This window comes from Streptomyces gamaensis, from assembly GCF_042656465.1.
In the GTDB taxonomy this organism is placed as follows: domain Bacteria; phylum Actinomycetota; class Actinomycetes; order Streptomycetales; family Streptomycetaceae; genus Streptomyces; species Streptomyces gamaensis.
In genome coordinates, this window is the sequence record NZ_JBHSPB010000008.1 from 227,082 (window position 1) to 245,180 (window position 18,099).

At 75.3% G+C, this 18,099-nt stretch carries 17 protein-coding genes and 1 pseudogene; 10 read left to right on the top strand and 8 right to left on the bottom strand.

The annotated features are described in order from the left end of the window. Nucleotides 1-304: 304 nt before the first annotated feature. The 5 genes and pseudogenes from argF to ACFP1Z_RS15685 form a co-directional block, all read right to left on the bottom strand. Nucleotides 305-1,306 (bottom strand): ornithine carbamoyltransferase, encoded by a 1,002-nt coding sequence (gene argF, locus ACFP1Z_RS15665; protein ID WP_390316914.1) that lies wholly within the window; start codon nt 1,304-1,306, stop codon nt 305-307. Between the two features lie 154 nt (nt 1,307-1,460). Further along, entirely contained in the window at nt 1,461-2,438 is a 978-nt protein-coding gene (locus tag ACFP1Z_RS15670; protein WP_390316915.1) for a trypsin-like serine peptidase, read from the bottom strand. A gap of 219 nt (nt 2,439-2,657) precedes the next feature. Beyond that, nucleotides 2,658-2,927: a DUF1876 domain-containing protein gene (locus ACFP1Z_RS15675; RefSeq protein WP_390316916.1), complete on the bottom strand. Its 270-nt coding sequence runs from the start codon at nt 2,925-2,927 to the stop codon at nt 2,658-2,660. A gap of 95 nt (nt 2,928-3,022) precedes the next feature. Continuing rightward, a pseudogene (locus ACFP1Z_RS15680) lies at nt 3,023-3,649 on the bottom strand (phosphoribosyltransferase); the annotation flags it as partial. Between the two features lie 91 nt (nt 3,650-3,740). Then, nucleotides 3,741-4,181 (bottom strand): HIT family protein, encoded by a 441-nt coding sequence (locus tag ACFP1Z_RS15685; protein WP_390317035.1) that lies wholly within the window; start codon nt 4,179-4,181, stop codon nt 3,741-3,743. A 124-nt stretch (nt 4,182-4,305) separates the two neighbouring features. Between ACFP1Z_RS15685 and ACFP1Z_RS15690 the strand changes: the two genes are divergently transcribed. The 4 genes from ACFP1Z_RS15690 to ACFP1Z_RS15705 all read left to right on the top strand — a co-directional run bounded on the left by ACFP1Z_RS15690 (nt 4,306) and on the right by ACFP1Z_RS15705 (nt 9,587). After that, on the top strand, nt 4,306-5,070 hold the full coding sequence (locus ACFP1Z_RS15690; protein ID WP_390316918.1) for a DUF72 domain-containing protein: 765 nt from the start codon (nt 4,306-4,308) through the stop codon (nt 5,068-5,070). A gap of 145 nt (nt 5,071-5,215) precedes the next feature. Next, nucleotides 5,216-6,661, top strand: coding sequence for a serine/threonine-protein kinase (locus ACFP1Z_RS15695; RefSeq protein ID WP_390316919.1), 1,446 nt, complete (start codon nt 5,216-5,218; stop codon nt 6,659-6,661). Next, entirely contained in the window at nt 6,655-8,169 is a 1,515-nt protein-coding gene (locus tag ACFP1Z_RS15700; RefSeq protein WP_390316920.1) for a DUF6777 domain-containing protein, read from the top strand. Before ACFP1Z_RS15695 ends, ACFP1Z_RS15700 begins: the two co-directional genes overlap by 7 nt. Before the next feature lie 125 nt (nt 8,170-8,294). Next, complete coding sequence (locus ACFP1Z_RS15705) at nt 8,295-9,587, top strand: TerD family protein (RefSeq protein WP_390316921.1); 1,293 nt, start codon at nt 8,295-8,297, stop codon at nt 9,585-9,587. 28 nt (nt 9,588-9,615) lie between these two features. On the opposite strand, the gene ACFP1Z_RS15710 is transcribed toward ACFP1Z_RS15705, so the two are convergent. After that, nucleotides 9,616-10,785 carry a glycosyltransferase gene (locus tag ACFP1Z_RS15710; RefSeq protein WP_390316922.1) on the bottom strand — a complete coding sequence of 390 codons (1,170 nt, stop codon included), beginning with the start codon at nt 10,783-10,785 and terminating at the stop codon, nt 9,616-9,618. A gap of 81 nt (nt 10,786-10,866) precedes the next feature. On the opposite strand from ACFP1Z_RS15710, the gene ACFP1Z_RS15715 reads away from it, so the two are divergent. The 3 genes from ACFP1Z_RS15715 to ACFP1Z_RS15725 all read left to right on the top strand — a co-directional run bounded on the left by ACFP1Z_RS15715 (nt 10,867) and on the right by ACFP1Z_RS15725 (nt 12,871). Beyond that, nucleotides 10,867-11,664 carry a glutamate racemase gene (locus ACFP1Z_RS15715; RefSeq protein ID WP_390316923.1) on the top strand — a complete coding sequence of 266 codons (798 nt, stop codon included), beginning with the start codon at nt 10,867-10,869 and terminating at the stop codon, nt 11,662-11,664. Nucleotides 11,665-11,732: 68 nt separating this feature from the next. After that, a complete protein-coding gene (locus ACFP1Z_RS15720) occupies nt 11,733-12,338 on the top strand; it encodes a hypothetical protein (protein ID WP_390316924.1) in 606 nt (201 codons plus the stop codon). Nucleotides 12,339-12,379: 41 nt separating this feature from the next. Further along, the gene (locus ACFP1Z_RS15725) at nt 12,380-12,871 is read left to right on the top strand and encodes an NUDIX hydrolase (RefSeq protein WP_390316925.1); all 492 of its coding nucleotides are present in this window, start codon (nt 12,380-12,382) and stop codon (nt 12,869-12,871) included. Nucleotides 12,872-12,919: 48 nt separating this feature from the next. On the opposite strand, the gene ACFP1Z_RS15730 is transcribed toward ACFP1Z_RS15725, so the two are convergent. Further along, nucleotides 12,920-13,546, bottom strand: coding sequence for a phosphatase PAP2 family protein (locus ACFP1Z_RS15730; protein WP_390316926.1), 627 nt, complete (start codon nt 13,544-13,546; stop codon nt 12,920-12,922). Then, a complete protein-coding gene (locus tag ACFP1Z_RS15735) occupies nt 13,543-14,247 on the bottom strand; it encodes a DedA family protein (RefSeq protein ID WP_390316927.1) in 705 nt (234 codons plus the stop codon). The genes ACFP1Z_RS15730 and ACFP1Z_RS15735 overlap by 4 nt, the downstream gene beginning before the upstream one ends. A gap of 115 nt (nt 14,248-14,362) precedes the next feature. On the opposite strand from ACFP1Z_RS15735, the gene ACFP1Z_RS15740 reads away from it, so the two are divergent. The 3 genes from ACFP1Z_RS15740 (at nt 14,363) to ACFP1Z_RS15750 (ending at nt 18,009) form a co-directional block, all read left to right on the top strand. Further along, nucleotides 14,363-14,827: a BlaI/MecI/CopY family transcriptional regulator gene (locus ACFP1Z_RS15740; protein ID WP_390316928.1), complete on the top strand. Its 465-nt coding sequence runs from the start codon at nt 14,363-14,365 to the stop codon at nt 14,825-14,827. 224 nt (nt 14,828-15,051) lie between these two features. After that, nucleotides 15,052-16,437, top strand: a complete 1,386-nt coding sequence (locus tag ACFP1Z_RS15745; protein ID WP_390316929.1) for an MFS transporter — start codon at nt 15,052-15,054, stop codon at nt 16,435-16,437. Nucleotides 16,438-16,602: 165 nt separating this feature from the next. After that, nucleotides 16,603-18,009 carry an NADP-dependent succinic semialdehyde dehydrogenase gene (locus ACFP1Z_RS15750; RefSeq protein WP_390316930.1) on the top strand — a complete coding sequence of 469 codons (1,407 nt, stop codon included), beginning with the start codon at nt 16,603-16,605 and terminating at the stop codon, nt 18,007-18,009. Nucleotides 18,010-18,099: the final 90 nt, after the last annotated feature.

An 18,099-nucleotide genomic window follows, 5' to 3' on the forward strand; every position in this document is an offset into this window, starting at 1 on the left:
GGTTGCGGACGCCGCTACTACCGCGGCGGGAAGAGGAGCACGGCGTGTACGCGGAAGGGATTGCGCACGCGGTCACGGGACGCGGAGCGGGGTCGACGCCTCAACGAAAGGACGGACTCCCGGTCCTGCCCGTGCGAACCGGCGGACACGACACTCAATTCACTGCCGCTCGGCTGTTTTTGGGCAGGGAGGTCGTGCAGAAAGAGTGACACATGCGGCGCGTTCGCACCAAGATCCCCCCGAAGTGACGTGGGTCACCCTCGCGGGGGCGCGCGGCGTACAGGTCCCGCCCGGGCGCGGTCGCTCAGGACTGGGCGGCGGTGACGAGCGTGTGGAGCACGGCCTGCGCGGTGGGCAGCCGGTTCGCCGCCTGCCGCCAGACCAGCGAGCGCGGACCGTCGAGCACGTCCGAGGTGATCTCCTCGCCGCGCACCGCCGGCAGGCAGTGCAGGACGACCGCCCCGGGCGCGGCGCGGTCGAGAAGTTCACGGTCCACCCGGTAGACGGCGAACCGCTGGGCGCGCTCGGCGCGTTCGTGCCGCTTGTGCATCGGCACCCACACCTCCGCGTACACCGCCTGCGCGGTGCGCACCGCCTCCGCCGGGTCGGCGGTGACCGTCACGGAGCCGCCGGTGGCCGCCATCGTCGCGCGGGCCTCGGCCAGCAGGGACGCGGCCGGCTCGTGGCCGGGCGGGGTCGCCACGGTCAGGTGCATGCCGGTGCTCGCGCACGCCTCCAGGAAGGAGTTGCAGGTGTTGCTGAGCCCGTCGCCGACGAACGCCACCGTCAGCCCGGCCAGGGTGCCGAAGTGCTCGGTGAGCGTGAGGAGATCGGCCAGGGCCTGGCAGGGGTGGTGGTCGTCGGAGAGGGCGTTGACGACGGGCACCGAGGAGCGCCCCGCCAACTGCTCGACCGTCGTGTGCTCGTAGGTCCGCAGTGTGATGGCGTCGAGGTAGGAGGAGAGCACCTGCGCGGTGTCGGCCCAGGTCTCGCCGTGCACGAGCTGCATGTCGTCCCTGCTGATCACCATCGAGTGCATGCCCAGCCGGTGGGCGGCCGTGGCCAGCGAGACACGGGTGCGGGTGGAGGGCTTCTCGAAGATGCAGCCGAGGGCGGCCCCGCGCAGGCTGTGCAGCCAGCCGCCCGGATCCCGCTTCATCTCCCGCGCCAGCTCCACGGCCCGCTTCAGGGCCGCCGGCTCGAAGTCGCTCAGCCGCAGCAGACTGCCGGGCACCCTGCCGCCGGTGGCCGGGACCGCGCCGGTCCGTGGGAGGGCCGGGGATATCGGGGCGTCGTCGTTCGTCATGGCGGGACCTCGGGCTCGGCGTCGCGGCGGACTCGCTCCGGCCAGCGTGCCGGGTGCCCGGCGCGGGGGCACGCCGGGGCGTGCGGACGGGTGAGCCGGTACGCAGGGCCCGGGCGGGGACCGGTGGCCTGTCCCCGCCCGGGCCGGTGGCGCGTCAGGCCGACTGCGCCTGCTCGTAGAGGCTCTTGACGTCGTCGCCGAAGTACGGGCCGAACATCGTGCCCGGCAGGAAGGTGTAGCCGAAGCTGTTGACCGAGGACTGCAGGCCGGCTCCGGTGGTCTCGTCGAAGGAGGTGAACCACGGACCGCCGCTGGAGCCGCCCGTCATGTCGCAGCCCAGGCTGTGGTCCTTCGACAGCAGGGCGTCCTGGCCGCTGTCCCCGCTGCAGTGGATGAGTTTCGTGCCGTCGTACGGCGAGGCCGCGGGGAAACCGAAGGCGTACATCGGCTTGTTGTAGCCGACGTCGAACGCGATGCCCTGCGCGCCGACGGCCTCGGCGAGCTTCCTGCCCTCCAGCGGGGCGACGACCGCGGCGCCCACGTCGTAGTTGATGTCCTCGCTCGCCACCCACTGCGCGGTGGAGAGCGTCTTGGCCGCGGCCCACTTGCCGTACGGCGCCTGCCCGTCGTGGTAGCCGGGGACGAAGACCCAGTCGGTGTGCCAGGCGCCCCGGTACTTCACACAGTGCCCGGCCGTGATCACGGTGCTGGCGTTGCTGCTGGTGACCGCGTCGCCGGAGCAGGAGGCGGTGCGGCCCTGGAAGGTGAAGAACACCCGGCCCGAGGTCCGCAGGACCGCGCCGCCGCCGGTCCACGGCCCGCCCTTCTCGGGGAAGCCGTCGGTGTGCGCCGTGGGGGGTGTGGGGGCTATGGAGGTGGGCCGGCCCCGGTCCCGCGGGGTGACGAGGTCGCCGGGGGAGGGGGCCGGTAAGTCGAGGGGGGCCGCCGAGCGCATGCGCTCCGGGGTCCAGAAGTCGCGGACGCTCTGCTGACCGGCGGGGTCGGCGGCGCCGGCGCGGGAGGTCGCCGGGCCGGCGGAGCCGGCGGCGGCCGGGCCGGCCAGGACGCCGGTGGCGAGCAGGGCGCCGGCGGCCAGGAGCGTACCGGCGGTACTGCGGCGGGGGTGTCTCACGCGTACTCCTTCTGCCGGTCCCGCGCGGCGCCTGCCGCGCGGGCATGTGGGGGCCGGGCCGCCGTGGCGGCCCGGGCAGACGAGCGATGCGGATACCGGTGTGCGTCCCGCAGAGTGCCACGGGCCGCCGCCCCTGCCCAGAGTCCCCGCACACAGGGACGCCCGGACAGCCGGGGCCGGTGCTTCCGGTCCCTCGACTGCCGCTGGGCGCCCGGTGGTTCAGTGGGTCACGTGAGCCGGGGTGTGGGTCTGCTCCTCGATGTCGGTGTTGGCCTTGCGCAGCAGTTCGTGCGAGAGCTCGTGCAGGGCGCGGGCCGCCGCGACCTCCTCGCCGACGCGCTGTTGCTGGGGGTCGGCGGGGTTGCGGTTGCTGACCCCGTGCCCCGTGAACTCCGTTCCGTCGTGCATGCGCAGCTTCGCGGCCGCGTCGGTCGTGGGGCCGGCCTCGTGGAACTCCAGGTCGACGGTGGACTTGACGATGGTCTCCATGACGTACACCTCCGGTGCGCGCCCCGTGGCGCGCTCGCGGTGATTCAGGGCCGGTCGCGGTCCTGGCCGGGCCCGGCGCCGGACCGTACCGTTCTGCTGTTCCGCAGCAGTGCGACGACCTCCTCGTCCTGGGTCTGGGAGAAGTCCCGGTACCACTCGCCGACCGCGAAGAAGAGGCTCGGCGCGGTGACACAGACCAGTTCGTCCACCTCCTCACGCAGCGCGGCCACCGTGTCCGCCGGCGCCACCGGGACCGCGAGCACCACGCGCGCGGCCCCCTCGGCCCGGGCCACCCGGCAGGCGGCGCGGGCCGAGGCACCGGTGGCGATGCCGTCGTCGACCACGACCGCGGTGCGGCCGGTGAGCGGGATCCGCGGCTGCCCGCCGCGGAACCGCCCGGCCTGCCGGGCCAGGTGCTCCTGCTCGCGCCGCTCCACCTCGGCGAGGTCGTCCTCGTCGACGCGGCTCATCCGCATGATGTCCCCGCTGAGGACCCTCACCCCGTCCTCGCCTATGGCGCCGAAGCCCAGCTCCTCGTGGAAGGGCACCCCCAGCTTCCGCACGATGATCACGTCCAGGGGCGCCCGCAGCGCCCGGGCCACCTCGAAGGCCACCGGGACGCCGCCGCGCGGCAGGCCGAGCACCACGGGGTGCTCCGGGCGCAGATGCCCCAGCCGCTCGGCGAGTTGCCGGCCGGCGTCCACTCGGTCACGGAAACGCATGGTCCATCACGCCGGAATCGAGACTCGAAGCACGTCCGTACCACCAATATGAGGGGGTTCGCGCGGATAGTCCACGGGGGCGGGACGGCCGTCAGCCGGTGCCGCCCCCCTCGCCGGGGTCCTCGTCGAGGGCGGCCCGTACCCGCGCCGCCACGGCCTCCGCCTCCTCCTGCGACGCGTAGCGTGTCCGCGGCCACAGGAAGCCGCGCAGCCCGTCCTTGCGGTTGCGGGGCACCACGTGCACATGGAAGTGCGGCACGGACTGGCTGACGCGGTTGTTGGCGGCCACCAGCGAGCCCGCGGCACCCATCCCGCGCTCCACCGCGCCCGCGACGCGCCGCACCCGGGCGAACAGCGGCCCCACCTCCCGTTCCGGCAGGTCGGTGAGCGTGTGGACGTGCCGCCTGGGCACGACCAGCACATGGCCGGGGAACAGCGGCCGCGCGTCGAGGAAGGCCACCGCCGTCGCGTCCGCGAGCACCAGGTGGCCGGGCTTCTCGCCCGTCACGATCGAGCAGAAGATGCAGTCCACGCCACCAGTGAACAACCCGCGGCAGCCCGGGGCGCACCGCCGGCCGGGGGCCCGGTGCGCCCCGGACGGCTGGATGCGCGCCACGGCCGGTGAGCCGCGCGGGCGGGGCGGGAACACCTCGCGCATGCCCCTCCTCGTCGGAACCTCCGGATGGCAGTACAAGGACTGGCGCGGCCCGCTCTACCCGGCGGACGTGCCCGGACGGCTGTGGCTGGAGGAGTACGCGCGGCACTTCGCGACCGTCGAGAACAACAACGCCTTCTACCGGCTGCCCTCGCCCGAGACCTTCACCGCCTGGCGCGAGCGCACCCCCGACGGCTTCGTCATGGCCGTCAAGGCCAGCCGCTACCTTACCCACATCAAGCGCCTCCACGACCCCCAGGAGCCGGTGGAGCGGCTCATGCGGCACGCCCGCGGCCTCGGCGACCGGCTCGGCCCCCTCCTGCTCCAGCTGCCGCCCACCCTCCGCGCCGACCCGGCCCTCCTGGACGCCGCGCTCGCCTGCTTCCCCGCCACCGCCCGCGTCGCCGTCGAGCCCCGGCACGACTCGTGGTGGACCGACGAGGTGCGCGCCGTCCTCGTGGCCCGCGGCGCGGCCCTGTGCTGGGCGGACCACGACTCCCGGCCCGTGACCCCCCTGTGGCGCACCGCCGACTGGGGATACCTGCGCTTCCACTGCGGTGCGGCGAGCCCCTGGCCGCGCTACGGGCGGCGGGCGCTGGAGAGCTGGGCCGGCCGCGTCGCCGACACCTGGCCGGACCGGGCCGACGTGTACGCGTACTTCAACAACGACCCCGGGGCCGCGGCCGTCCACGACGCCGCCGCCTTCGCCAAGGCCGCCACCGCCCTGGGACGCACCGTCAGCCGCACCCCCGCGACCGGCTCCTGAGGGGGACGTACGGCCGCGGCGCAAGCCCTTCCACACGAAACCGCACTCGCGGGAACGGCCGCCGGACGCAGGCCGTCGAAGCGGGTGTGGCCCGCACGCGCGCGCTCCCGCGCGGCGTACGGACGGGGATCGGGGGACCCGCGGCATGGACGGCGAAGCGAACACTCCACTGCTGGGCGGCCGTTACCGGCTCGTCGAACCGCTCGGCAGCGGCGGCATGGGCGTCGTCTGGCGCGCCGTCGACGAACTCCTCGGCCGGCAGGTCGCGGCCAAGGAGGTCCGTGCCCCGGAGCACCTGAGCGAGCACGACGTGCGCGTGCTGTACGCGCGGCTGCTGCAGGAAGCCCGTGCCGCCGCCCGCATCAGCCACCCCTACGTGATCACCGTGCACGATGTGGTCGAGCAGGAGGGCCGCCCCTGGATCGTCATGGAACTCGTCCGGGGACGTTCGCTCGCCGAGGCGATCGCGCACGAGGGGGCGCTCTCCCCGGAGGAGACCGCCAGGGTCGGCGCGAAGGTGCTCCAGGCGCTGCGCGCCGCGCACGCCTGCGGAGTGTTGCACCGCGACGTCAAACCGGCCAACGTACTGCTGGAGGACGGCGGCCGCGTCGTCCTGACGGACTTCGGCATCGCCCTGGTCGAGGGCTCGAACACCCTCACCCGCACCGGCGACCTCATCGGTTCGCCCGACTTCCTCGCCCCCGAGCGGGCACTCGGGGAGCGCCCCGGCACCCCCTCCGACCTGTGGTCGCTGGGCGCCACCCTGTACGCGGCCGTCGAGGGCGTCTCGCCGTTCCGGCGCACCACGCCGCTGGGCACCCTGCAGGCCGTCGTCCGGGACGAGCCGCCCCCGCCCCGCCGGGCCAGCCCCCTCGCACCGCTCCTCGCGGGGCTGCTGCGCAAGGATCCCCGGGCCCGGACCGGCTCGGCGGAGGCCCAGCGGCTGCTCGACGCCGTCGCCGCCGCGGACCCGCCGCCCGCCCGCTCCGCCACCGCCGCAGGGGTGTACGTGCCGACCGCGCCGACGCCCACCCCGTCCGCCGCCGCCCCGGGGACGGTGACCTACGGGCGCCCGTCGGCCGGGAACCCGTACGCGCAGCCGCCCCTCCGCCCGTACTCCCCGGCGCCGGGCACGTCCCAGGCGCGGGCAGCCGCTGCCCACGGCCTCGTCCCCGGGTACGGGCCGGTGCCCGGCGCCGGGGATCCGTCGTCGGGCGGCGCGTACGGTCCCGTCCCCGGGTACGGGGCGGCGCCGGGTCCGGCGGGCGCCCTGCCGGCCGGTGCGGCCGCCGGGTATCCCGTGCGGCCGGCTGCGGGGGACGGACGCCGGAAGGCCGCCGTGTACCTCGGCCCGGTGCTGGCGTTCGTCCTCGTCGCCGGCGGGGCCGTCGCCGCGGTCGTCGCCGCCCGCGACGGCGGGGGAGCGCAGACGCCCCCGGGCGGCGCCAGTTCCTCCGGCAGCCCGCGGCCCGCGCAGGGGGCCACCGCCTCACAGCCGCCCGCCCCGCCGCTGGGCCCCGGGTACTCCACCACGACCCCGGCGTACGGATCGACCGGCACCTGCGGCGGGGGGTGGCTCGCGACATGCTGACCCCTCGGGCCCGCGCGGTCCGGCTGCGCGCCCTCGTGCCGCCGGCCGTGGCCGCCCTGCTGCTGGGCACGATGCTCACCGGGTGCGACGAGGCGTCACCGGCCAAGGCGGCACGGCTCGTTCTCGAAGCCGTCGGCGCCAGCGGCCCGCACCCGTTCCTCAGCAACCCGGACAGCGACCTCAAGGGCGTGCGCTCCGCGCCCGCCGCCGCGAGCACGGCCGGGGACGCGCGCGGGGCCTTCGGCGGGACACGCAGCACCACCCAGTGCGACAAGGCGCTGCTGATCAGGGAACTCACCAAGGACCCGGCCGAGGCGGCCGCCTGGGCGAAGGTACGCGGCGTCCAAGTGCCCCGCATCGCCGACCACATCAACGCGCTCACCTCGGTGGTGCTGCTGCACGACACCCTGGTCAAGAACCACAACTACCAGGGGGAGGGCCGGACTTCGGAGTACCTGTCCGTCCTGCAGACGGGCATGGCCGTCCTCGTCGACGCGTACGGGCGCCCGGCCGTCAAGTGCAACTGCGGCAATCCGCTGCTGGAGCCCGACAGCGACGTGGACGTGGGCGCCTCGCAGTACGTGGGCGCCCGCTGGGACGGCTTCTCGGCCGCCGACGTCACCGTCATCACGCCCCGGCCGCAGGAGAAGGGGCCGATGCGGCAGATCCCCCTCGTCGACCCCTACGAGCGGGACACGGCGTTCGACAGGGGGACGGGCACGGACGGCGGCCAGGACTCGCGCGCGTTCCACTGGAACCCGCCGTCCCCGGGCACGCCGAAGCGGTCCGCCGGCCCGGGAGAGGAGGCGTCGTCCGCCCCGGGCGGCCCGGCCGGCTCCCCGGCGCCGCCCGGGAGTTCCGGGCCGCCGGACGCGCCCGCGGCTCCGGAACGCTCCGGCTCGGCCGGGCCGCCCGGTGCCGGTGGGTCCTCCGGTCGCGGTGAGGCCTCCGGTCCTGCGGGGTCGTCCGGTGCCGGTGGGTCGTCCGGTCGTGGTGAGTCCTCCGGTCCCGCTGGGCCGTCCGGTGCCGGTGGGTCCTCCGGTCGCGGCGAGCCCTCCGGTCGCGGTGAGGCCTCCGGTCCCGCCGAGTCCTCCGGTCCTGCCGGGCCGTCACGGCCTGCCGGGCCGTCCGCGCCCCCGAAGGCCCCCGCCGGGTCCGTGAAGCCGCACCCGCCCGCGACCGCCGGGGCGGATGACGAGCCGGGGCGGACCCCCTCCCGGCACGCCCCCTACGCGCCGACCGGACCCGTCCCGTCCTCCGCCCCCTCCCGTGCCCACCCCACGCGGCCCCCGGCGACCGGCGGGCCCGCGCCCGTCCCCACGGACGCCGCGCCCCGGCCTCCCGCCCGCACCGCCGCCCCCGAGCGGTCCGCCGACGCGGTCCCGCGGCACTCCGAACCGGCCGCCGGCAAACCGTCGTCGGAGCCCGCGCCGCACCCGCCGGCCGGCGCCGGGACCCACCACGAGCCGCGCGGACCGGCCCACCCCACCGCCCCCGCCGCACCCTGAACAGCCGCATGCCCTCCCGAAGTCCCGGCGTCCCGGAGGCCGGAAAAGCCGGGAAGATCTGGGAACCCGTCGCCGGGGTACGTTGGAGGCCGGCCAGGTACGGACCGTCAACAGGGGTGGAGCCCATGGGCATGCGCAAAGGCACCAACGTCAGGATCCCGGCACCGGCGGTGCGCGTCGAACTGGGCTGGCGCACCGGGCCCGGAGTGCCCGACGCGGACGCCTCCGCGCTGCTGCTGGCGGCCGGAAGAGTCCGCTCCGACGCGGACTTCGTCTTCTACAACCAGGCCGTCCACCCCTCGGGCGCCGTCCGCCACGACGGCAAGCACACCGTCGGCGAGAGCGTGACCGACACCCTCACCGTCGACCTGGCCGCCCTCGAAGCCGGCGTCGACACCGTGCTGCTCGCCGCCTCCGCCGACGGCGGCACCTTCGGGCAGGTGCCCGGCCTCGGCATCCGCGTCCTCGACGCCGGCGACGGAACGGAACTCGCCCGCTTCGAGAGCGCCGACGCCACCGTCGAGACCGCCTTCGTCCTCGGCGAGCTGTACCGGCGGCAGGGCGAGTGGAAGTTCCGTGCCGTCGGCCAGGGTTACGACAGCGGCCTCGCCGGGCTCGCCACCGACTTCGGCATCAGCGTCGAGGAGCCCGCGGCCCCGGAACGGCCCGGGGCCGCCACGGTCCCGGAAGCGGTACCGCCCATACCGCCGCAGCCCGCCGCGCGGCCCGCGCCGCAGTGGCACCCCCTCGCCCCGGCGGACGAACCCGCCCCCGCGCCCGTCCGCCTCACCAAGGTCACGCTCACCAAGGACGCGCCCGCCGTCTCCCTCACCAAGCAGGGCGGCACCTCCGGCACCCTGCGCGTCAACCTCAACTGGCAGACGGTCCACGGGACCAGGGGCTGGGCCCACAAACTCGGCAAGGCCATGGGCCGCCAGGGCGGCCTCGACCTCGACCTCGGCGCGCTCTACGAACTCAGCGACGGCACCAAGGGCGTGGTCCAGGCCCTCGGCAACTCCTTCGGCTCCCTGCGCCGGCCGCCGTACATCCACCTCGACGGCGACGACCGCACCGGCGCCGTGGCCGAGGGCGAGAACCTGACCGTCAACCTCGACCACAGCGCCGCGTTCCGCCGCATCCTCGTCTTCGTCACCATTTATGAAGGGGCCCGCAGCTTCGCGAACCTGCACGCGACCGTCACCCTGCAACCGCAGCACGGCGCACCCGTCGACTTCGCGCTCGACGAGTGCACCGTGGCCTCCAACGTCTGCGCGCTGGCCCTGATCACCAACGACGGCGGCGACCTCGTCGTCCAGCGCGAGGCCCGCTACCTGGTGCCGGAGCGGGGCGTCAGCCCGCAGCGCACCCTCGACCACGCCTACGGCTGGGGCATGAACTGGACGCCGGGCCGCAAGTAGCCCGCGCCGCGCGCGACCGGCGGCGCCGTCAGGGCGTGGTCCCGGGACGGGCGTAGGTGCGCCCCTTCCAGGCCGCGCCCCGGCCCCGGTAGTGCTGCACCGCCGAGTCCACCGTCATCAGCAGGTACAGCACCGCCGTGACCGGCAGCAGCGGTGCCAGCAGCACCGGCTGGCGGTAGTAGCGCAGCATCGGCACGTACGTCGCCGTCATCACCGCCCACGCGGCCCCGCCCGCGACCAGTGTCCCCGTCCCGCCGCCGAGCGCACCCGCCACCAGCGCCACCGGCGGCACGAGGTACACCAGGGCAAGGCCCGCGACCGTCCCGGCCAACAGCAGCGGACTGTGGCGCAGTTGGGCGTAGGCGCTGCGCGAGACCATGCGCCACAGCGGGCCCAGCCCCGGGTACGGGCGCACACTGTCCACCCGGTCCGCCAGCCCCAGCCAGATCCGGCCGCCTGCGCGCCGCACCGCCTTGGCCAGCGAGACGTCGTCGATGACCGCCTGCCGGATGCACTCGGGCACCCCGGCCCGCTCCGCCGTCTCCCGCCGCAGCAGCACGCACCCGCCGGCGGCCGCCGCCGTCCGCGCCCCCGGCCGGTTGACCCAGCGGAACGGATACAACTGCGCGAAGAAGTACACGAACGCGGGGACGACCATCCGCTCCCAGAAACCGGCGACCCGCAGCCGCGCCATCTGCGAGACCATGTCCAGCCCCGCCGAGCGCGCGGCCGCCACCAACTCCCGCAGGCTGTCCGGCTCGTGGGCGATGTCCGCGTCCGTCAGCAGCAGGTACTCGGCGTCCGTCCGCGCGCGGGCCAGGGCCATACCGTGCCGCACCGCCCACAGCTTGCCCGTCCAGCCGGGCTGCGGCTCGCCGGGGGAGTCCACCGTCAGCGGCAGACCGCCGTGCTCCCGCGCCAGCCGCAGCGCCAGCCCGCCCGTACCGTCGGTACTGCCGTCGTCGACGAGGAAGATCTCCGCCCGCCCCGGATAGTCCTGGGCCAGCAGCGACGGCAGGCTCCGCGGCAGCACCTCCGCCTCGTCCCGCGCGGGCACCACCACGGCCACCGAGGGCCACTCCGCGGGCGGGGTGCGCTCCGGCAGGCGCACGTCCGTACGCCAGAAGAAGCCCTGCCCCAGCAGCAGCCACCCCCACACGGCCAGGGACACGACAGCGATCCACATCAGCGCGTTCATCCGCCGCAGTCTGCCGTACCCGGCCCCCTCCCGGGGCCCTCGACGGACCATCAGTTCGAGCGGGTCCGGTAAAGTGACCGGGTGAAGATCGCGCTCATGGACTCCGGTATCGGCCTGCTGGCGGCCGCCGCCGCCGTGCACCGGCTGCGGCCCGACGCCGAGCTGCTCCTGTCCTCCGACCCCGACGGCATGCCGTGGGGCCCCCGCACCCCCCAGGACGTCACCGCGCACGCCCTCGACTGCGCCCGCGCCGCCGCCGCGCACGCCCCGGACGCGCTGATCATCGCCTGCAACACCGCCTCCGTGCACGCCCTCGACGCCGTACGGGCCGAACTGGAGCCCGGCGTCCCGGTCATCGGGACCGTGCCCGCCATCAAGCCCGCCGCGGCGGCCGGCGGCCCCGTCGCCATCTGGGCCACCCCCGCCACCACCGGCAGCCCCTACCAGCGCGCCCTGATCCGCGACTTCGGCAACGGCGCCCGGATCACCGAGGTGCCCTGCCCCGGCCTCGCCGACGCCGTCGAGCGGGCCGACACGGCGGCGATCGACGCGGCCGTCGCGGCCGCCGCCGAGCTCACCCCCGGCGATGTACGGGCCGTCGTCCTGGGCTGCACCCACTACGAGCTGGTCGCGGAGCGTATCCGCGCCGCCGTGCAGCCCCGCCTCGCCCCGACGGCGCCGCCCGTCGCCCTCCACGGCTCCGCGGACGCCGTCGCCGCCCAGGCGCTGCGCCGCGCGGGCCTGGTGCCCGCCCCCGGCGCGCGGCCCTCCGGCGCCCTCACCGTGCTGCTCAGCGGCCGTGCGGGGAGCCTGGGCGAGGCCGTGCTCTCCTACCCGGAGGGCCGGTCGCTGCCCGCCGTGAGCATCCCCTCCCGCTGAGTACACGAACTAGGTCGGAAGTCGCAGCACCCCTGCCGCGGTGGCGGAAAGTGAGTAGGCTGCGACATATGAGGGACCACTCCGAGGGCCCGCTGGGCCCCCAGGACGACGAGACGCCCGGCGAGGCCGGCTCCCCTTCCCCGGCCGACGGCACGGGTGAGCCCGTCGTCTGGACCGGCCGCGCGACCAACCGCGTGCAATGGCTGCTGGCCGCCGCGGGCGCGGCCTGCATGGCCCTCGGCATCGAGCTCGCTGTCGACAGCGCGTGGACCTCAGGGCTGGCCCCTCTCGTGATGGCGGTCGTCGGCTGCGTCGCGGCCGGGCTGCTGATGCTCTACGGCACGCTCGCCTTCGTCCACGTGGCCGTCCGGGTCGACCGGGAGAACCTGGAGGTGCGCTGCGGCCACATCGGCGTGCCGCGCACCCGCATCCCGCTCTCCCACGTCGTCGACGCCGATTTCGCCCCCCGTGTCACCCCGCGCCAGTGGGGCGGCTGGGGCTACCGCTGGCGTCCCGAGAAGGGCACGGCGGTCGTCGTTCGCCGGGGCGAGGGCTTCGTCGTGCGTCTCGGCGACGGCCGTACCTTCACCGTCACCGTGGACGACGCGGAGACCGCCGTGCGCCTGATCCGTGACAGTCTGCGGCGCACGGCGGGCCGCCGGGCCACGGCCTGACCGCGGCCCCGGCCGGCGCGCCGGTCCACTAGGCTCGACGCATGCCCGTTCCCGACTTCATCCGCGACCTGCGCGCCGTCGCGGGCCACCAGTTGCTGTGGATGCCCGGCGTGAGCGCCATCGTCCTCGACGACGAGGGCCGGGTCCTGCTCGGCCGCCGCGCCGACACCGGGGAATGGTCGATCATCGGCGGCATTCCCGAACCGGGCGAGCAGCCCGCGGCAGCGCTGGTGCGCGAGGTGCACGAGGAGACCAACGTGCACTGCGTGCCCGAGCGCGTCCTGCTCGTCGAGGCCCTGGAGCGCGTCACCTATCCCAACGGCGACGTGTGCCAGTTCATGGACATCTGTTTCCTGGCCCGTGCCACCGGCGGCGAGGCGCGGGTCAACGACGACGAGTCCCTGGAGGTCGGCTGGTTCGAGCTGGACGCCCTGCCGCCGATGGAGGACTTCGCGGTCACCCGCATCAAGCAGGCCGCGACGGGCGGCCCGACGTGGTTCGCGGGGCTGCCGGAACAGCACGCCGGGCTGTAGCCGCCCCGACGGGGCACGGGCCGGCGGGGCAGCGGGCGCGGCAGGCCCTCACGCCGAGGCCAGCAGGGGCCGCAGCCGCCCGCCGCGCGCCCGTTCCACCCACCCCGCACCCCGGGACGCCGCCAGCGTCAGCGGCACCGACAGCACCACACCCACCAGCGCGCCCGCCACGACATCGTGCGGGTAGTGCACCCCGACCCAGACCCGGGACGCCGCCATCGCGAGGGCCGCGAGCGCGGCCACGGCGCCGATGCGGCGGTGCGCGAACCACAGGACGGTCGCCACGGAAAAGGCGATCACCGCGTGGTTGCTGGGGAAGGACCAGTCGCCCGGCGCCGGGCAGGACTCCAGCGTGAAGCTGTGCGGCAGGGCCCGGCACGGGCGGGGTTCGCGGACCAGGGACTTCAGGGCCATGTCGGCCGCGTACACCACGCCCACCACCACAGGGGCGGCCAGCACGCGGGCCATCACGGCCGCGTCCGCGCCCCGGGCCCGCCACCACGCGAGGAGCGTCAGCAGGGCGAAGAAGGCCAGCCCGAAGGAGGACCAGAAGGAGATCACGTCGTTCAGCGCCCAGGGCGCGTGCCGGGCGGCGTCCGTGACGTCGCCGTACAGGGAGCCGTCGATGCGGGAGCCGTCGAGAGCGAGCGGCACGGGCGCGCCGGGAGCGCTCACCGGCCGCTCCCGTCCGGGGCGCCCTCGGCGGCCGCCTCCGGGGCGGCGTCGGCGGGAAGCTTCGCGGCGCGGCGGCCGCGCAGCAGCTCCAGGGCGAGCGGCAGCAGCGACAGCAGCACGATGAGGCCGACGATGGGCAGCAGGTAGCGGTCCACATTGGGCACCACCGAGCCCAGGGCGTGGCCGGCCAGGACCAGGCCCACCGTCCACACCAGACCGCCGGCCGTCTGCCACAGCGCGAACGTGCGCGGCGCGACCCCCAGCGCCCCCGCGAGCGGGTTGAGGACCGTGCGCACCACGGGCACGAAGCGGGCGAGCACGATGGCGCGGGCGTGCCCGTAGCGGTCGAGGAGCTCCTCGGCGCGGGCGGCGCCCTCGTGCAACCGCTTGCTGCGGGAGCGGGCGAGCAGCGCCCTGCCCCCGCGCCGCCCGAGCACATAGCCGACCTGGGCGCCGACCAGGGCCCCGCCGACCGCGGCGGCCAGCACCTGCGCGAGGTCGAGGCGCGGCCCGGAGTGCGCGCCCGTACGGGAGAGCAGCCCGGCGGTGAACAGCAGGGAGTCGCCCGGCAGGAAGAAACCGACGAGCAGGCCGGTCTCCGCGAACAGCACCACGGCGATGCCGAGCGCGCCGAAGGCCGCGAGCAGGGACGAGGCGTCCAGGACGTTGACCGCGAGCGCGGTGGTGGGCGGTGCGAGCACGAGCGCGTGGCCTCCGATAATCGAGGACGGGGCTGCCCCGCGGCAGCCCTCACCGTCTACACGCCGGTAGACGGTCTACGAGACTGTAGACGATCCCAGGGAGGACGCGGTTCCTGTGCCGGAATCCAGCGAAGCCACCGACACCGAAGCCACCGACAGCGACGCCGTCATACGCCGCCCCGCAGGCGGGCTGGAGGCCGCGGTCCTCGCGGCCCTGTGGGCGGCCGGCCGGCCCCTGACCCCGCGTGAGGTCCAGCAGGCCGTCGCGGGCTCCTCGCCCTCCGGTGTGCCCCTCGCCCGGACGACGGTCACCACGATCCTCTCCAGACTCCACGACAAGGGCACGGTGAGCCGCAGCCGCGCCGGCCGCGCCTACGCCTACCGTCCCGCCGTCGAGGACCACGCCGCCCTGGCCGCGCAGCGCATGCACTCCGAGCTCGACAAGGAGCGCGACCGCTCCACCGTGCTGGCCCGCTTCGTCTCCCGGCTCTCCAGTGACGACGAGGAACTGCTGCGCGGGCTGCTGGCGCGGGCCGCCGCGCCGGGGGAGGGGACGACCGGGTCCGGCCCGCCGCGCTGACGCACCGCGCCGGCCCCTCGCGCGCCGTCTCGTCGCAGACCCGTTCTCCAGTACGTGAGTTCGCTCGTGTGAAGGATCGGTGGGCCGTAATTCGACGCACGCAAGCGCCCGTTACCTTCCGGTATCCACTAAAGCGCCCGTGTACTGCCTCTGTTGGCGACACATACCTTTTGCTAAAGTTGCCAAGGTATTCGCGTCGTTCCCCGCGCGGCCGGGAGTCGCCGATGAGAACGCTTCGGGCGGTGCGCGCGTGCCCTCCCGCACTGCGGCTGCTCCTGGCCAGCCAGTTCGTGATGGACATGGGCTTCTACGTCCAGATCCCCTTCCTCGTGGACCGCCTCGGGCACGGGCTCGGCATGTCCACCGCGCTGGTGGGGCTCGTGCTCGGCGTACGCAACCTCACCCAGCAGGGGCTGTTCGTCCTCGGCGGCAGCATGGCCGACCGGCACGGGGCGCGCGTGGTGATCGTCACCGGCTGCGCGCTGCGCGGCGCGGGCTTCGCGCTCTCCGCCCTCGGCGAGGCGCTCGTACTGCTGCTCGTCGTCTCGGTGCTCAGCGGGGTCGCCGGCGGACTGTTCTGCCCCGCCGTGCGCGCGTACGTCGCCCAGGAGCCGGCCGAACGCAGGGCGGAGGCGTTCGCGCTGCTCAACCTCGTGGCCACCAGCGGCTCGCTGATCGGCCTGCTGCTCGGCGGCCTGCTGCTGCGGACGGACTTCCGGCTCTGCGAGCTCCTCGCGGCCGGGATCCTCGGATGCCTGACGTTCCTTCAGATACGGCGGCTCCCGGCCCACAGCGCCACCGGCGGCCGCGGGACCGCGCTGCGCGAATGGCGCGAAGTCCTCGGCAACCGGCGGTTCTTGTGGTACTCGATCGCCACGAACGGCATGTTCGTCCTCTACAACCAGCTCTACCTGCTGCTCCCGGACGGCGCGCGGGCCGTGTGCGGCCGGGAGAGCGCCGCCGGGCTGCTGCTCGCCGCGGGGGCGGCGGCCACCGTGCTCCTGCAACTCCACGTCACCCGGTTCGTCGAGCATCGCGGCGGCGGCAGCCGGTGGATGGGCGCGGGCAGCGCGCTGATAGGGCTCGGCTTCGTCCCGCCGCTGCTGGTGACCGGGGCGGCATCGCCGCAGGGCGGCGAGGGACTCCTCTCCCGGCTGCTGGTGATGGTCTCGGGCTCGGTGCTGCTGTGCCTGGGCGGCATGATCGCCTTCCCGCCCGTGCTGCAGCTGATCCCGCGCTTCGGCCACGAGCGGCTCACCGGGACCTACTTCGGGCTGTTCTACGTGCTCTCGGGGGTGACGGCGGCCGGCGGCAACGCCGTCGTCGGCTGGGCCATGGACGCGGGCGCGCGCACGGGCCTGCCGTCGCTGCCGTGGCTGTGCTGCCTCGGCTTCGGGCTCGCCTCCGCGGCGGCCGCCGCGCACATGCGGCGCGCCGGCGCGCTGCCGGCCCCGCTGCCGCCCGCGGCGGCGCCCGCCGCGAGCCGCTACCGTCCGGCCGCCGCGCCCGCGCCCTTCCCCGGCCCCGGCCCGGCGGAGGGCCTCGTCCCCCGGCGCCTCCCGGGCCGGGCACCCGGCCCCGGCGCGGCACGGCAGCGCCGCTGGAGCTGACCGGGACCGCGCCCCGCCCGGCACCGGCCCGCTGTTGCGTTCCCCCGCCGACGGGGTAAGGCGCACAGTGTCCGGCACACCGCGCGCCGGACACCGCACCGCACACCCCCCCGGCACCGGGCGCGCCCCGCGCGCGGTGAGCACGCGGACACGAGGAGGATCCCCATGCCCATCGCGACGGTGAACCCCGCCACCGGCGAGACACTCAGCACCTTCGACGAGCTGGGAGCCCAGGAGATCGAACGACGCCTGGCCGCCGCCGCGACGGCGTTCCACCACTACCGCACGACAGGCTTCGCCGTCCGGGCCGAGCTGATGAACCGCGCCGCCGGCCTGCTGGACGCGGACCAGGAGACGATCGCCCGCACCATGACCACCGAGATGGGCAAACCGGTCGCCGCCGCCCGCGCCGAGGCCGCCAAGTGCGCGAAGGCCATGCGCTGGTACGCGGCCCACGCCGAGCGGCTCCTCGCCGACGAGACCCCGCCCGCCGACGAGACCGCCGACGCCGGCGCCGTCCGCGCCCGCGTCCGCTACCGCCCCCTCGGCGTCGTCCTCGCCGTCATGCCGTGGAACTTCCCCCTCTGGCAGGTCGTCCGCTTCGCCGCGCCCGCCCTCATGGCAGGCAACGTCGGACTGCTCAAACACGCCTCCAACGTCCCGCAGACCGCCCTCTACCTGGAGGACCTCTTCCGCCGCGCCGGATTCCCCGCCGGCTGCTTCCAGACCCTCCTCGTCGGCTCCCGCGCCGTCGAGGGCATCCTGCGCGACGCGCGGGTCGCCGCCGCGACACTCACCGGCAGCGAACCCGCCGGCCGCTCCGTCGCCGCGATCGCCGGCGACGAGATCAAGAAGACCGTCCTCGAACTCGGCGGCAGCGACCCGTACATCGTGATGCCCTCGGCCGACCTGGAGCGGGCGGTGCGCACCGCCGTCACGGCCCGGGTGCAGAACAACGGCCAGTCCTGCATCGCCGCCAAGCGCTTCATCGTGCACGCCGACGTCCACGAGGCGTTCACCGAGCGCTTCGCCTCGCGCATGCGGGCCCTGACCGTGGGCGACCCGATGGAGGAGACCACCGACGTCGGCCCGCTCGCCAGCGAGCGGGGCCGCGCCGACCTGGAGGAACTGGTCGACGACGCGCTGCGCCGGGGCGCCACCGCGCTGTGCGGCGGAGCACGGCCCAAGGACCGGCCCCTGGGCTGGTTCTACGAGCCGACCGTCCTGACCGGCATCACCCCCGACATGCGCATCCACCGCGAGGAGACCTTCGGCCCCGTGGCCACCGTCTACCGCGTCGGCGGCCTCGGCGAGGCCGTGGAGCTCGCCAACGACACGCCCTTCGGTCTCAGTTCCAACGTCTGGACCCGCGACCCGGCCGAGCAGGAGCGCTTCGCCCGCGACATCGAGGCGGGAGGCGTCTTCTTCAACGGAATGACCGCCTCGCACCCCGCGCTCCCCTTCGGCGGCGTCAAACGCTCCGGCTACGGACGGGAGCTGTCCGGTCACGGCATCCGCGAGTTCTGCAACGTCACGACCCTGTGGTACGGCGCGGAGCCCGCCGGAGCCTGACCGCGGCGCCCGCCACCGATGGCACGATGCCGCCCGGTCTGGTCAGCTGGAAGGGGTGGCCGCACGCGCGGCCCCGCAGGGCCGGGACCG

Coding starts and splice junctions, on each gene's coding strand:
- argF (WP_390316914.1), bottom strand. CDS start 1,306: ATGACGAACGACGACGCCCCGATATCCCCGGCCCTCCCACGGACCGGC.
- ACFP1Z_RS15675 (WP_390316916.1), bottom strand. CDS start 2,927: ATGGAGACCATCGTCAAGTCCACCGTCGACCTGGAGTTCCACGAGGCC.
- ACFP1Z_RS15690 (WP_390316918.1), top strand. CDS start 4,306: ATGCCCCTCCTCGTCGGAACCTCCGGATGGCAGTACAAGGACTGGCGC.
- ACFP1Z_RS15695 (WP_390316919.1), top strand. CDS start 5,216: ATGGACGGCGAAGCGAACACTCCACTGCTGGGCGGCCGTTACCGGCTC.
- ACFP1Z_RS15700 (WP_390316920.1), top strand. CDS start 6,655: ATGCTGACCCCTCGGGCCCGCGCGGTCCGGCTGCGCGCCCTCGTGCCG.
- ACFP1Z_RS15705 (WP_390316921.1), top strand. CDS start 8,295: ATGGGCATGCGCAAAGGCACCAACGTCAGGATCCCGGCACCGGCGGTG.
- ACFP1Z_RS15710 (WP_390316922.1), bottom strand. CDS start 10,785: ATGAACGCGCTGATGTGGATCGCTGTCGTGTCCCTGGCCGTGTGGGGG.
- ACFP1Z_RS15720 (WP_390316924.1), top strand. CDS start 11,733: ATGAGGGACCACTCCGAGGGCCCGCTGGGCCCCCAGGACGACGAGACG.
- ACFP1Z_RS15725 (WP_390316925.1), top strand. CDS start 12,380: ATGCCCGTTCCCGACTTCATCCGCGACCTGCGCGCCGTCGCGGGCCAC.
- ACFP1Z_RS15745 (WP_390316929.1), top strand. CDS start 15,052: ATGAGAACGCTTCGGGCGGTGCGCGCGTGCCCTCCCGCACTGCGGCTG.
- ACFP1Z_RS15750 (WP_390316930.1), top strand. CDS start 16,603: ATGCCCATCGCGACGGTGAACCCCGCCACCGGCGAGACACTCAGCACC.